The organism is Flavisolibacter ginsengisoli DSM 18119 (assembly GCF_900129295.1).
Classification (GTDB): domain Bacteria; phylum Bacteroidota; class Bacteroidia; order Chitinophagales; family Chitinophagaceae; genus Flavisolibacter; species Flavisolibacter ginsengisoli.
In genome coordinates, this window is sequence record NZ_FQUU01000014.1 from 112569 (window position 1) to 127001 (window position 14433).

A 14433-nucleotide genomic window follows, 5' to 3' on the forward strand; every position below is an offset into this window, starting at 1 on the left:
TCTTTGAACCACTATTACCAGGTGAAGCAAATTCTATTTATCATATCATTTCTTACTTACACCCTTGCTACCAATGCCCAGGGTAAGGTAATTGCCAGTGTTACACAGCTTGCCAGTAATAAAGGCGTTTGCAGGGCTTGCATTTTTGCCAATGCCTCCGATTTTCAAAAAATGGCCGCACTTCAATGTTTAACTGTTCCCATAGTAAATCAAAAAGCTTTGTTCACGTTCACTGGTATTCCAAAAGGCAAGTATGCCTTATTTGTTTTTCATGATGTAAACGAGAACAATAAGCTGGATAAGAATTGGTTGGGAATACCAAAAGAAGGATACGGGGCATCCCTCAACAAATTGCCTTTTGCTGCCGCACCTGCTTATGAACCTAATAGTTTTGTCTTAAATAATAAGGATTCTCTTTTTCTTTCCATACGGCTAAGAAATTTGTGAGCTTTTAATCTTCTTTCATAGGTACCCATTCATTAAATTGTGCTAATGAAATACCTGTTGCTGTTTTTGCTTCTGCCGATCGCGGGCTCTTCACAAACATTTTCATCTGACGAGATCAGCCATTTTAAAAAGCAGGCGCAAAAAGTTACCATTACAATAGACAATTGGGGAATCCCTCATATTCATGGACATACTGATGCAGATGCAGTATTCGGTCTTATGTATACACAATGCGAACAAAACTTTGCCAGGGTAGAAAGAAACTACCTTGAAGTATTTGGTAGATTGGCTGAAGTGGATGGGGAACAGCAACTGTTTGGTGATTTGCAGATGCAAATGATCTATGACACGGTAGCTGCCAAAACAGATTATGCCCGTAGTCCTCAATGGTTAAAAAAGTTATTGCAGGCTTTTGCAGACGGGGTAAACTATTACCTGGCATTGCACCCGGAAACCAAGCCGGCTGTCTTTCAAAGATTTCAACCCTGGTTTCCATTAATGTACACTGATGGAAGTATATCTGCTACTCAAATGGGGGGTATAAATATGCGCGACACACGAAACCTTTATGATTCTTCGGGCGACAAGTCATTAGGTGATGTTCCTGTCTATAATGATTTTTCCCAACTGCGTCTCACGGGTTCGAATGGTTTTGCTGTTGCCCCTTCTAAAACAGCTTCTAAAAACTCTATACTTTATATCAATCCTCATGTAACTTTTTATTTCAGAACGGAAGCCCACATGATCAGCGATGAAGGGCTTAATGTATATGGGGCTGCTACCTGGGGAAACTTTTTTATTTACCAGGGTTTCAATGAGCATTGTGGCTGGATGCACACCTCCAGCTATGCTGACGTCGCTGACCTGTATAAAGAAAAAATAGTCCGTAAGAACAATGCGCTTTTTTATGAATACAATGGGCAATTAAAACCGGTACAATCAAAATCCATCACTGTACAATACAAAAAGGGAAACAACATTGAAGCGAAACACTTTACAGCCTACTTTACCCATCATGGGCCTGTACTGGGAAGCCGCGATAACAACTGGTTGAGCCTGAAGGAAAGAAACCGCTCATTGGAAGCACTGGAGCAGTCGTGGTTGCGAACGAAAGCTAATAGCTTTAGTGCTTTCAAAAAGATCATGGAGCTGCGTTCAAATAATTCTAATAACACTGTCTATGCCGATGATCAAAAGAATATTGCTTACTGGCATGGCAACTTTGTGCCTGTCCGGGACCCTAAACTTGACTGGCAACTTCCTGTTGATGGAACCACATCCGCTACTGAATGGAAAGGGGTACATAAACTAGACGAAATTGTGCATGTAATAAACCCATCAAGCGGATGGATACAGAATTGCAATTCTACACCCTTTACTTCTTCAGGTACAAGTAGTCCAAAGAAACAAAATTACCCCGCGTATATGGCTCCGGATGGACAAAACGCCAGGGCTATAAATGCCGCCAGGTTATTGAGTGAAACAAATAATATTACTCTAGATAAGATCATAAATATTGGGTACAGCCATTATCTTACTGCCTTTGATATATTATTACCTTCTTTACTTACGGCCTATGATAATTTACCCAACCAGGATACTACTAAACAGGGTTTAAATGAAGCCATATCTCTCTTAAAACATTGGGATAGAAATTCATCTGCCAGTTCTGTAGCAACAACACTGGCAATAGAATGGGCTACTAATTTAAGTTCATTTGTCCCTGCGCCTGCTACAGATGCAGATGCCACTAATGCTATCGCCATATTTAACTGGTTGGCCAGGGAAGTTCCTGCGGATAAGAAACTGGAACTATTGAAAAAGACATTGGTAGACCTGGAAAACAGGTTTGGGAACTGGCATGTGGCATGGGGTGATATCAACCGTTTCCAGAGAAACGAAAACAGTACTAATAATAATTTTGATGATGCTAAATGGAGTCTGCCAGTGGGTCTTGCTTCAGCAACCTGGGGTTCCCTGCCTTCTTTTAACAGCAGGAAATTCTCTAATACCAATAAAAGGTATGGTGTATCAGGTAATAGTTTTATAGCTGCAATAGAATTTGGAAATAAGTTAAAAGCAAGAACCATCATGACCGGAGGGGAATCATTTGTTCCGGGATCAGAACATTTTACCGACCAGGCAGAAGGATTTATACAAGGAATGTTTAAGGAGATTAATTTTTACCAGCCAGATATCTTAAAAAATGCAGTAAGAACTTATCATCCTGGTGAATAATTTCATTACGGGCATTAATACTATGAAAAAAAGCTCCCCGGAAATGGGAGCTTTTTTGATAGTATAACTTTTATAGTCCTTTAGTTCTTACGGGTATATTTTATTTCCATTGTTTTAAATTCTTTTCCATCACGGGCGATAGCATACATTTCCATGACCTGGTAATTGTTGTCTATTGGTTTAAAGATCTCTTTAGTATCTAATAGTTTCCCGCTTGCAGGATCTGACATAGTACCCTTGAATGTTATTGATTTACTGGCAGGGTCCCAGGGACCTTCAGCGGTCATCATCCCGGTGCTGGTATTATCTATCCAGGTTGATAAAAACAGCTTCCTGGAATTATCGTAGGCCAACGTACCTATGCCCTCAAAAGGCTTACCCTGGTATGTGCCTTTAAAAGTGGATTGCTGATACCGGTTACCCAAAACCATTTTATTTACAACGGTTGCATTGCTTTTCACAGGTTGGGCATCTGGAGTTGCCCACATAGTTACCTCACCGGTCCAGGTGCCATTCCATAAACTCATCATTTTATGCATTTCTCCAGGCTGACTATTGTTGGTTATGGCATTCTGCAAAACGCTTGAATCTTTCGCTTCAACAGGAGAAGAAGGAATGGTAGTAGCCGCCGCAGCAACTTTTGTTTCCTGTGGAGTTTGCTCTGCATTTTTACATCCGAAAGCAAACAGAACCACACAAATTGAAATGGTAAGGGATTTCATTGGATTTATTTGTACTAATGTAAAACAAGAATAAGACTCCTGCAAGTCTGGAGGGACAGTTAAAAGTCAGTTAATGGCAGAGTTTGGAAGGATATGGCACAATCTTTTCCTTTTATAAGGCAAATAATCAAGCTTAACCCTATAGAATATTATGAGTTTTCCCAACAAACCGGTTTTATTGTATGCGGAAGATGACATGGACGATTTTGAAAGCCTAGTAGATGCACTCGAACAATTAACCGATAAATACCAGATAGTAAATGCTAAAAATGGAACTGAAGTGATCTCAATGCTTCAGAACGATTTTGCTGAGCATCACCCTAGTGTTGTCATCCTTGACCTGAATATGCCTCTCATGGATGGTAAGGAGGTTCTTGCGTGGATGAAAAGTGAGGAAGAGTTTAGGCATATTCCTGTCATGGTATTTACTACTTCTTCAAGGGAGGAGGATGTTCGCATGTGTCAGAACCATAAGTGTACTTTCTTCAGAAAGCCTACTTTATACAGGGATCTCCTGCATGTTGCGCAGATCATTCTTGATATGAGCAATGGTGTAACTGATGAACATAAAGGCGTTGTCCATCTTTGAGCCGGGCCTTTCATTTAACTTTACATACCCTGCACTTGAACTCAAACTAATTCGTTACTTACACATGGAATTATTTGTCCCCCGCCATTCTATTGTTCGTCAAATTTGGGGTAAGGGTGATACCATTTTGTTCATCTTTGCAGGAGCAGCGGCAGAATTTGCCTTAAATAAGGCTGTAGACTGGCTGTATTTTACAGGAAAGTTACCTGCAGATCCTTTGGGCCGTCTTTTTTCCACAGTTTCTTATGCACGCAGGATCGTCTTTGAAGAACACGATGCAGCACTACAAACTATCGACACTATCAGCAATATTCATAACTCCCTGGAACTCAAGAGAGGCCAGCAGATACCTGACTGGGCATACAGGGATGTGTTGTTTATGTTGATCCATTATTCCATTGCTTCTTACGAATTACTTGAAAGAAAGCTAACTGATACCGAGAAACAGGAAGTTTTTGATGTTTTTCTAAGAGTTGGCCAAAGAATGAACATTCCAAAATTGCCAGCCTCCTACAATGAATGGTTGCAAAAACGATGGAAACACCTGGAATATAACCTGGATAATACCCCTTATACAGTAGATTTATTCAAGCAATACAGGAAACACCTTGGGCCTGTGAGGTATTTCCTTCTTAGGGAAGCCCAAAAACTTGTAGCACCCCGCCAGGTTAAAAAGCTTTTAGAATATTCCCGGATCTCTGTAATCAAGCCTGTCATACCAGTTTATAAATTATCAAGGAGGGTAAAGCTTGATTGGTTCTTTAAGTCATTAATCCTTCCCTCAAATTATAAAAAACAAATCAAGGACCTGGATGTAGTTCCCGTGGCCAATCAGTAATTGCAGTGTACAATAAAGGTTTGAATGGAAATCTGAAGCTCATTTCTTATACTTGCAGTTATCCATGACTGCTGGCTTAAAAAAGATACTGGTACTTTTCCCGGTGCTGTTGCTCACCGTTTTCTTTTTGCACGACCATTATGCAAGGGATTATGCTCATACCTCCAAATGGAGAATTATATTTTTTTCATTTACCTTATTATTACTCTATACCTGGATGTTATATGACCTGCTCAATAAAGAAGTAGGTTCACTGTTGCATATAGGGGTCAATTCCAGTTTCTATGTTTACATTTTCATGGTATTAACGCTTACAGGGTACTTTATTCTATTCAGGGAAGTGTCCATGCATGACTGGTGGCATAAAATGGTCCTCAGGGTAGCAAGAAAAGACAGGGTTAATCTTGAGCTGTTCAAGGTGTTTAAGATTTACAGGATAACCAACCGCCAGGTACTGGGTAACCTTGTAATGCTTTTTCCACTAGGCATTTATCTGCCTTTGTTGTATAACAAGATGTCCGGATTTTTCAAGGTGACCTGTATTTGTATGCTTTTCTCAGTGGCAATTGAGTTATTACAATTGGTAACCAGTTTCAGAAGCACTGATATAGACGATGTGTTTTTAAATACTACGGGTGCAGCTTTTGGTTACATCACTTACTTGGTAATTTCTAATTACTTCAAATCTTCAAAACCTTTACAGAAAGAAGAAATGGAGATTAGTTATAACCCCACTTAAAACTAGTTTCCTTGTTAGATGTTCGTTTATAAATATATCTAAAATACTAAAAGAGGCTGCCTTTATGAGGTAGCCTCTTTTATTTCAATCGCAAAGATGCGCATCCGAAAATTGTTCTCTATTGAAAATATTTGTATCAGTCGTGTCCCTGCAACTTAACAAGCTTATTGTAAAGACCCATCAATAAAATGTTTGTTGGCCAATGAGCAATAAAATTACTTTCCTTTTTTCTGCCTGCGATTTGCAACGCTGCGGATACTGCCATAAATCCAATTCCTACCCATAGGAAAATGTCTGAAGGCAATTTAGCTGTTTGTTCTTCAATAGCTCTTGCCACTGGTCCTTCTCTATGTTCTGGCTTTAAGTTTACGCCCATAAATTCCTCCTTTTTATTAGTTAATATCCTAATAATTACAATTTCCTTGCCATCAACCTTTATGTATAGTTGAAAGATTATGGATGATCATTGGCTTATTATAACAGGATATATTAAACCGTGCCGGGCCTTTACAGTTATGCTTTCATTGATGAGTATATTTTTGCTTTTCAATTGAGTAATACATTTATGAAAAGGATTCATTGCTGTATGTCAAATGTATAAAGTAGAATCCCCAATGTTTGTCAGAATTGAGCGTGTGACTTTAGCATTATCCTAATAAATAAAGGCGCATTTTGCATAGCGTTATTCAATATTTTGAATACACCAATTCGAACCTCACCAGAAGTAAAACTGAAAGCAGTTAATTTAGTATATAAACAATGCCTATGTCAATTTGGTTTCAGCCCTGCACTTTAGAAAGCGTACAACAAAGAGGAGCAGGCACGATGGTCGAGCATTTAGGTATTACTATAGTGGAGCTTGGTGATAATTTTCTTTCAGGCACGATGCCCGTTGATCATCGAACGGTGCAACCAATGGGCATACTTCATGGCGGTGCATCGGTAGCATTAGCTGAAACATTGGGAAGCATAGCCGCAAATCTTGTTGTTGATCCTTTGAGTAAATATTGCGTGGGGTTAGACATTAATGCCAATCATATAAGGGCTGCACGCAAAGGGTTAGTTACAGGCAAAGCTGTTCCAGTTCATTTAGGCTCCTCTACGCAGGTATGGCAAATTGAGATCAGTGATGAACAGCAAAGATTAATTTGTATTAGCCGTCTTACAATGGCTGTGTTGAGTAAAGAAAGGGTGTAAGTGAAATATATATCCTATTTCAGTCTATATTATGCTTGAAGTGGAAGTGTAAAAGAAAATATACTTCCCTGCCCAGGCGCACTTTCAATATGCATTTTACCTCCATGTTTCGCCAGGAATTCTTTACACAGCATTAAGCCAAGTCCTGTTCCTGATTCGCTTTCTGTTCCCTTTGTAGTATAGAAGTTGTTCTCATTGATCTTTTCAATAGCTTCTTTAGTTATTCCCTGACCAGAGTCCTGGACAAAAACCTCAACAAAATAATTATGTTGGTGTATGCCAATAGATATTCTCCCCATAGATGGGGTGAACTTTATTGCATTGGATATAAGATTGCGCAACACAAGGTTGATCATATCCCGGTCGGCATATACATGTGTAGCATCGCATACTGTACTTTCTATCTTTACAGATTTAGCTTCTGCCTGTAAATGCAGAACTTTAATAACGTCATTGATCAGTTGTGAAAGATCAATCTCCTGCGCCCGGACAGACTCTGCCTGCATTTGCGATTTTGACCATTGCAACAGGTTTTCCATCAATCCTATAGTATAGTTGAGGTCCTTTAAGACATCAGGAACCATAGATTTCACTTCCTCTGCGGGAAGATCATAGTGATGCATATTCTGGAAGAGATTACGCATGGCATACATTGGAGATTTCAGGTCATGCGAAATCACACTGAACAACCGGTTCTTTAAAGCATCTAGCTGGGTGAGCTCTTTCTTTTGTGTTTGCAATAGTTTAGCCTTATGAGCAATGATCTGCTTTTGTTTACTGATCTCAAGATTCTTTTTATGCAGTGCCCTGTTTTGTTTTATTAACCTGAACTGGTATTCGGTATTTTCCTTTTTGACCAGGTAAAGACCATAAAAAATAAAAACAATAGCAATGGCCTGGTTACACAGGTAAAGCACTTTGTTTTCAAATTCTACCTGGTAAATAAAGTCTTTTAAAACAACTGAAAGAATAAAATAGCTCACCATAGAGAAAGCTACAGTAAACAACATGTACCCTATATCCTGGAGAAAGAAAACTGATAAAATGCCAAATAGTATAAAATGCAATTCCATCCCGGAATTCATACCGTTCAGGTAAACAATACAGGTGAAAAAGGGATAGGCAATAAAGTAGGTTAATAATGCAGTTTCATACCTGCGTTTGTAATTCATGAATAAAACCACCAGGCTTGTCAATGCCGGCAGGCAGGCTATCACCCATGCAGAAAAAGGAAGCTTGTCTGCATGCAACATTCCAATGATGGGGATCAGGGTGCCTGTTAGTAATTGGAAAAAATTAAGCTGATTAAAAACACCAAGCTTGCGTTTTTCGTATTCACCCAATTCGGAAGCAGAACCTAACACTTTTATCCTGGCAAGTAATTGAAATGGATAATGCAGAATGGGATCCATGTTACGGAGAATATCTGCTGCACGCAATTTTTCCTGCAGATACTGGATCTTTTGATACACGATTTCCATAAGGTGGCTGGTTGTAAGTAACGGTACCTCAACAAAATAGAATAAATTTTTGATTAACTCAAGCCTTTAATTCCATTTAATGGTTTTCAAGTAATTAAATATGAAATAAACTGTTTACCTGTTAAGAGTTTCTTTTTAGCCTATGCCTCTGGTTTAGTAAAGGCCTAACTGGTGAAACAGGTTTTCTATTCCCGGCTTCGTACTTATTGCCAGTTGCCTGGTCATACCCATGATAAGGATAAAACTCATCCATTGATATCCAGGGAAATCTTTTATGGATATGAAAAATTGTTCCTTTAGAAAATACTGCGTTATGCGTAAGCAATAACATAGCAGATGCCAAAAGCAGTACACTCCACCAGGCCAAAGGTTCCGCCCACATGCCCATAAATGAATCTACCTTTGAACTGGCAGGATGGAATTTTAAATAGCGGATACGTACTGTCCTTTGCTGGAAGGGAATGTCATTGCGCATGTGTTCATTAGAATATTGCTTACCGTTAGCTTCATATTGTAGTTGTATAGTGGTTACTCCATAAGGAGTGATCACCTTAGCAGTAGTTACATTGCTGAATAACCAGGGAGCAAAATATAACAACAGGCTTGCCGCTATAAGACCATTGAAATAGAAAAACATCCTGAGCTTTCCAAACTGCATTGAAAAAAGTTATACTTTAAATTAGAATCATTTTTCTTTATCTGGCCTTTTGAAGAATACTACCTGGGATACTCTATACTGGCATAATTTTTTCATCACTCTCAAAAATCAAAATATGGATGAAACCAACAGTATTCTTGAAGGCCATACTGATATAGAAAAAACTGCTTACCTGGGGGCCATTGCTTCTATTGCCACTGCTGACAGGAAGGCGACAGAAGATGAATTAACTTATATATCCGGGTTATGTAACGCTGCAGGGTTAAATCCCGATCAAAGCGCAACTGTGCAAAATGCTGCAACTGATATCAGCGGTACTGCATTGACAAATAACCTTGAGGTTTTAAAGAATAGTAATTTAAAGTTTTCTCTTGTTGCAGACCTGATGACCTTTGCAAAGTATGACAGCAATTACAGTGAGGAGGAAGACGAAAGCATTCACAAGATTGCCGAATACCTTGGAGTTGATCAGCACCAGTTCTCCTTGTTAGATCAAGTTGCTGATAAGGCCACCAACACAGGAATAGATACAACCCAAAATAATCCCCAGCAAATTTTGAATGGTTCCGGCATAAAGGACAAACTTGAAAATGCTGGAATCAACAGCAGTTCATTATTGAAAGGTCTTGTAACCATTGCAGCACCAATGATCTTATCCAGAGTATTTTCAAGAGGCATGGGCAGATCATCCGGAGCATCAACTGGTGGTGGCCTGGGAGGACTCCTGGGTGGAGGTGGTTTAGGTTCCCTTGTAGGTATGTTAAGCGGTGGGAGAGGCTTGGGCAGTGCGGGTGGTTTACTGGGGCGGATCTTAGGGGGTGGTGGATTCTAAACCCAGCGATCGGCTTATTCAAATAGCTTTCAATTTTCCCTAATACAAAATATAAAAAATGAAAAAAAGCAATGCAAAACTCTTGATTATGGGTGCTCTGCTATCCATAAGCATGCAATTGATTTCCTGTAAAAGCAAACTAAAAGACACAGACATTCAATCTTCTTTGAATGAAAAAGTACAGGCTGACAGCCGCTTAAGCCATGTAACAACATCTGTAAACGATGGGGTGGTAACACTAACAGGAGATTGTCCTGACGAGGCTTGCCGCACATCAGCAGAACAGGCAGCCAAGGATGTAAAAGGAGTAAAGTCTGTAGTGAACAACATTACAATAATGCCTGCCACACCTCCTGTTGAAGTGAATACCGATAGTGGCCTGGAATCTGGTTTGAGAGATGCTACCAAGGATTATCCCGGTGTTACAGCCACTGTCAATAACGGTGAAGTCACATTAACGGGTACCATTGAAAGAAGTAAGCTTCCTAAACTGATGCAATCCATCAATGCACTCAATCCCAAAAAAGTAAACAACAACCTAACTATCAAATAAAAATAATAAGTTATGGCAGTTCAGGAAAAATATGCAGAGTTAATTAATGCTGCAAAAAGCTCAGGTGTCAATAACCTGCAGGTAAGGGAAGAAAATAATGTTCTTTATATAGATGGGCAAGCCCCCAGCGGGCAGGTAAAGGATAACCTTTGGAGTATCTATAATAAATTAGATCCCGACTTCCGTTCAGGAGATGTAGTGCTGGACGTAAATGTAGCGGAAGCTGCAGCCGGATCTAAGGCAAAGGTCATTACTGAATCAACTAACCTTAATATACGTAAAGGACCTGGTACTGACCAGCCAATAGTTGGTAAAGCAGCGCACAATGAAGTGGTCACTGTTCAAAGTCAGGCGAATGACCAATGGAGCCTGATCAAAACAGACAAAGGTGTGGAAGGGTATGTTTATAATCAATACCTCCAGCAAGTATAGCAAAAACTGAAGTCGGCATACCTTCTATAAAATAAAAATTGCCTTCCCTTGGGAAGGCAATTTTTATTTTAATCCATCTTAGCTTTTAAGCCTGTACAGCATATTCCTCCGTTGGAGGGCATACACAAATCAGGTTCCTGTCACCATAGGTATCATTCACTCTTGATACCGAAGGCCAGAATTTATTCTCTTTGATCTCTTTTAATGGGAAGGCAGCCATTTCCCTTGAGTAAGGCTTTTTCCATTCATCAGAACATACCGTGAACATGGTATGTGGTGCATTGCGCAGCGGGTTGTCTTTCCTGTCCACCTGGTTTTCTTCTATCAATGCTATCTCACGGCGAATGCTTAATAAAGAATCGCAAAAACGATCCAATTCATCCTTGTCCTCACTTTCCGTAGGCTCAATCATGATAGTGCCGGGAACAGGGAAAGAAAGGGTAGGTGCATGAAAGCCATAATCCATTAATCGCTTGGCTACATCTACTGCCTCAATCTCTGCGGATTTTTTGAAAGGTCGCAGGTCAACTATAAACTCATGTGCACAAGCTCCAAAATGATTGGTATAAAGAATATCATACTGGTCTTTTAAACGGGCCAACATGTAATTGGCATTCAGGATAGCATATTCCGTAGCCATCTTCACGCCATCCTTGCCCAGCATACGTATGTAGGCATAAGAGATCAACAAGATTGATGCGGAACCATAAGGTGCAGCGGATACTGCATGTCCAGCCCTCGAAGGCGAACCATTAGCTGCGCCATTAGCCATAGTAACATGACCAGGCAGGTGAGGGGCAAGGTGCTTCTTCACACAAATTGGTCCCATGCCCGGGCCACCGCCTCCATGAGGAATGGCAAATGTTTTATGAAGGTTCAGGTGACATACATCAGCGCCAATCAAACCAGGAGCGGTAAGTCCTACCTGTGCATTCATATTGGCTCCGTCCATATATACCTGTCCACCATATTGGTGAACGATCTTTGTTATATCTGTAACAGTTTCTTCATATACACCATAGGTAGATGGATAAGTGATCATAATGCCGGCCAGGTTAGCCGCATTTTGTTCTGCTTTTACTTTCAGATCTTCTATGTCAATGTATCCATTCTCTAGTGCTTTAACCACAACCACCTTCATACCGCTCATTACTGCAGATGCAGGATTGGTGCCATGTGCTGAAATAGGTATCAGCATCACATCCCTATGTTCTTCACCGTTAGCTTTATGAAATGCTTTTATGGTCAGCAATCCCGCATACTCTCCCTGAGCCCCGCTGTTAGGTTGCAGGCTGCAGGCATCAAAGGCAGTAATTTCACAGAGGTAGCGGCTCAGTTCTTTTACGATAAAGCTGTAGCCTTCCACTTGCTCCACTGGTGCAAAAGGATGCATCTTGCTCCAGTGTGTCCAGCTAAGCGGGATCATTTCACTGGCAGCATTTAGCTTCATGGTGCAACTACCCAGTGGTATCATACCATGTACCAATGAAAAGTCCTTGTTTTCCAATGTACGTATATAACGCATCATCAGCGTTTCGCTGTGGTACTTATTAAATACAGGATGCTTCAAAAAGGTTGAAGTGCGGCTTAATGGAGCCGGGATAATATCCAGTTGATCTTCGTGCTCTATCTCATACGCTACCGGATCTACGTCATTAACAAAAGAATTAATGATATCAAACAGGTCTGAAGGAGTAGTAGTTTCATCAAGTGATATTCCTATCAGGTTGTTGCTATAATACCTGAAATTGAGCCTTTGTCTTTCTGCTTTTTGCCTGAATGGATTTACCTCACCCACCTTCACTAAAATGGTATCAAAGAAATATTCATTGATCACATCATAACCTCTTTCTTCAAGTGCATTAGCAAGGGTCTGTGTTAACAGGGCTACACGCCTTGCTATACGTCGCAAACCTTCTGGGCCATGGTACACAGCATACATGGCGGCCATGTTGGCCAACAATGCCTGTGCAGTGCAAATATTTGAAGTTGCTTTCTCACGCTTAATATGTTGTTCCCTGGTTTGAAGCGCCATTCTTAATGCACGGTTGCCCTGGGCATCTACGCTTACGCCAATGATCCTCCCAGGAATGCTTCTTTTGAATTCTTCTTTAGCTGCAAAGAAAGCTGCATGAGGACCACCGTAGCCTAAAGGCACTCCGAAGCGCTGAGCCGAGCCTAGCGCTACATCCGCTCCCAATTCACCGGGAGGAACCAGTAATGTCAATGCCAGCAAATCGGTAGCCATGGCAACAAAAACGCCTGTATCATGTACGTTTTTAATGAATTCTCTATAGTCTTCAATAGAACCTTTGTCATTTGGATATTGCACCAATGCTCCAAAATAAGTTTCATCAAGTTGGGCTGACTGGTAGTCACCAAAAACAACTTCAATACCCAGAGGAACCGCTCTTGTAAGGACCACATCTTTGGTTTGTGGGAAAGTGTCATTGTCCACGAAAAATTTAGGACGTTGAATATGATGTTCCTTATTCAGGGTATTGAAAAACATGGTCATGGCTTCAGCCGCTGCTGTGGCCTCATCCAGTAAGGATGCATTTGCCAGGGGTAAAGCAGTAAGCTCACTAACCACTGTTTGGTAATTCAGCAGGCTTTCCAGGCGCCCCTGCGCTATCTCGGCCTGGTAGGGAGTATATTGTGTGTACCAGGCTGGATTTTCAAATATATTCCTGAGGATTACTGATGGCGTTATGGTATCATAATACCCCTGGCCTATATAATTCTTATAGATCTGGTTCTTTAATGATACTTCTTTAATGTGATTGAGGTACTCAGCTTCGCTCATTGCAGGTGGCAATTTTAGGTCGCCTTCCATACGTATAGCGGGAGGAACAGTACGGTTTACCAACTCTTCAAGGCTGCTGACACCTATAGTTTTCAGCATATCGTTTGTCTGGCTTTCATTGGGACCGATATGACGAAACTGAAATTCTTTAGATTGGGCTTCAAAAAGGCTCATAGTAGTTAAATCTCCTTTTAAGGCCGCAAAGGTAATATACTTTGAGGTTCAGCAAGATGACCTTCGTCCATCAAACCAGGCCAGTTCATCGATTTCTAAAGCCCTGGTAATTCTGGTGTTTATTGCGCCTGGCTCATAGTATGCCAAAGCCTTTCCGGACTTACTGCCAGGTTGACAATAACAGCAATTGTAATGGTTATTTAAAAACCTTTACACCCTGGAATAGCTGTTTCAGAAAGCATCCAAAATCTAATATGGTTTCAATGATACCTTGTCCTTCCCGCACCTTTGAACAGGGTATGTAGCGTCTCTTTAAAGAGCCGTTACAAAGGCGGCACATAGCCGTTACATAGGCGTTACATAGGCGTTGCATAAATTGTGTAGTTCCAAAATAGGTTGTCACTTTTTAATGTTGTTCCAAAATAGGTTGTCATTTTAGCAGGTACACCATTTTTGGTTTACACTTTATTCCAGAATAAGTTTACAGTAGTTAATAATTAAGTTAGATAATTTTGTTTAGCAAGCCAAGCGGAGTGCAGCTCTGCTGGGGAGCATCTGCACAAGGAATAGCTTGCTCCGATAGCATAGTACCAACTTTTTGTTTAAGGAGGTTGGTACTTTTTTATTATGCGTTCGGTATATGCCTTAAAAAACCCAATATTCTTATAAATAAAGCCAGTTACCATCTTCTTATAAGTTTGCCACTGCCCTGGTGGGCTTTTTGTGG

At 40.5% G+C, this 14433-nt stretch carries 14 protein-coding genes; 9 read left to right on the forward strand and 5 right to left on the reverse strand.

The window, feature by feature from the left end; translation table 11 throughout:
* Positions 1-3: 3 nt before the first annotated feature.
* Together BUA53_RS15520 and BUA53_RS15525 are read left to right on the forward strand one after the other, a co-directional pair.
* A complete protein-coding gene (locus BUA53_RS15520) occupies positions 4-447 on the forward strand; it encodes a DUF2141 domain-containing protein (protein ID WP_072836308.1) in 444 nt (147 codons plus the stop codon).
* Positions 448-492: 45 nt separating this feature from the next.
* Positions 493-2685: a penicillin acylase family protein gene (locus tag BUA53_RS15525; protein WP_072836309.1), complete on the forward strand. Its 2193-nt coding sequence runs from the start codon at positions 493-495 to the stop codon at positions 2683-2685.
* Positions 2686-2765: 80 nt separating this feature from the next.
* Here BUA53_RS15525 and BUA53_RS15530 read toward each other — a convergent pair whose 3' ends face one another.
* Positions 2766-3407 carry a DUF1579 domain-containing protein gene (locus BUA53_RS15530; RefSeq protein WP_072836310.1) on the reverse strand — a complete coding sequence of 214 codons (642 nt, stop codon included), beginning with the start codon at positions 3405-3407 and terminating at the stop codon, positions 2766-2768.
* 151 nt (positions 3408-3558) lie between these two features.
* Between BUA53_RS15530 and BUA53_RS15535 the strand changes: the two genes are divergently transcribed.
* The 3 genes from BUA53_RS15535 (at position 3559) to BUA53_RS15545 (ending at position 5573) form a co-directional block, all read left to right on the forward strand.
* A complete protein-coding gene (locus BUA53_RS15535; protein ID WP_072836311.1) occupies positions 3559-3996 on the forward strand; it encodes a response regulator in 438 nt (145 codons plus the stop codon).
* A 64-nt stretch (positions 3997-4060) separates the two neighbouring features.
* Complete coding sequence (locus BUA53_RS15540) at positions 4061-4834, forward strand: oxygenase MpaB family protein (protein WP_072836312.1); 774 nt, start codon at positions 4061-4063, stop codon at positions 4832-4834.
* A gap of 52 nt (positions 4835-4886) precedes the next feature.
* Positions 4887-5573 carry a VanZ family protein gene (locus tag BUA53_RS15545; RefSeq protein ID WP_217653008.1) on the forward strand — a complete coding sequence of 229 codons (687 nt, stop codon included), beginning with the start codon at positions 4887-4889 and terminating at the stop codon, positions 5571-5573.
* A 136-nt stretch (positions 5574-5709) separates the two neighbouring features.
* On the opposite strand, the gene BUA53_RS15550 is transcribed toward BUA53_RS15545, so the two are convergent.
* Complete coding sequence (locus BUA53_RS15550; protein WP_072836314.1) at positions 5710-5949, reverse strand: hypothetical protein; 240 nt, start codon at positions 5947-5949, stop codon at positions 5710-5712.
* Between the two features lie 389 nt (positions 5950-6338).
* Here BUA53_RS15550 and BUA53_RS15555 point away from each other — a divergent pair, with 389 nt between their 5' ends.
* Positions 6339-6770, forward strand: a complete 432-nt coding sequence (locus BUA53_RS15555) for a hotdog fold thioesterase (RefSeq protein WP_072836315.1) — start codon at positions 6339-6341, stop codon at positions 6768-6770.
* A 29-nt stretch (positions 6771-6799) separates the two neighbouring features.
* On the opposite strand, the gene BUA53_RS15560 is transcribed toward BUA53_RS15555, so the two are convergent.
* Together BUA53_RS15560 and BUA53_RS15565 are read right to left on the reverse strand one after the other, a co-directional pair.
* Positions 6800-8251, reverse strand: a complete 1452-nt coding sequence (locus tag BUA53_RS15560; protein ID WP_072836316.1) for a sensor histidine kinase — start codon at positions 8249-8251, stop codon at positions 6800-6802.
* Positions 8252-8372: 121 nt separating this feature from the next.
* Complete coding sequence (locus tag BUA53_RS15565; RefSeq protein WP_072836317.1) at positions 8373-8909, reverse strand: hypothetical protein; 537 nt, start codon at positions 8907-8909, stop codon at positions 8373-8375.
* Positions 8910-9024: 115 nt separating this feature from the next.
* Here BUA53_RS15565 and BUA53_RS15570 point away from each other — a divergent pair, with 115 nt between their 5' ends.
* The 3 genes from BUA53_RS15570 to BUA53_RS15580 are packed head-to-tail and all read left to right on the forward strand — an operon-like array spanning position 9025 to position 10726.
* Positions 9025-9741, forward strand: a complete 717-nt coding sequence (locus BUA53_RS15570) for a TerB family tellurite resistance protein (RefSeq protein WP_072836318.1) — start codon at positions 9025-9027, stop codon at positions 9739-9741.
* Positions 9742-9799: 58 nt separating this feature from the next.
* Complete coding sequence (locus BUA53_RS15575) at positions 9800-10294, forward strand: BON domain-containing protein (RefSeq protein WP_072836319.1); 495 nt, start codon at positions 9800-9802, stop codon at positions 10292-10294.
* A gap of 12 nt (positions 10295-10306) precedes the next feature.
* Positions 10307-10726 (forward strand): SH3 domain-containing protein, encoded by a 420-nt coding sequence (locus tag BUA53_RS15580; RefSeq protein WP_072836320.1) that lies wholly within the window; start codon positions 10307-10309, stop codon positions 10724-10726.
* Positions 10727-10811: 85 nt separating this feature from the next.
* Here BUA53_RS15580 and gcvP read toward each other — a convergent pair whose 3' ends face one another.
* Entirely contained in the window at positions 10812-13706 is a 2895-nt protein-coding gene (gene gcvP, locus BUA53_RS15585; protein ID WP_072836321.1) for an aminomethyl-transferring glycine dehydrogenase, read from the reverse strand.
* Positions 13707-14433 lie beyond the last annotated feature (727 nt).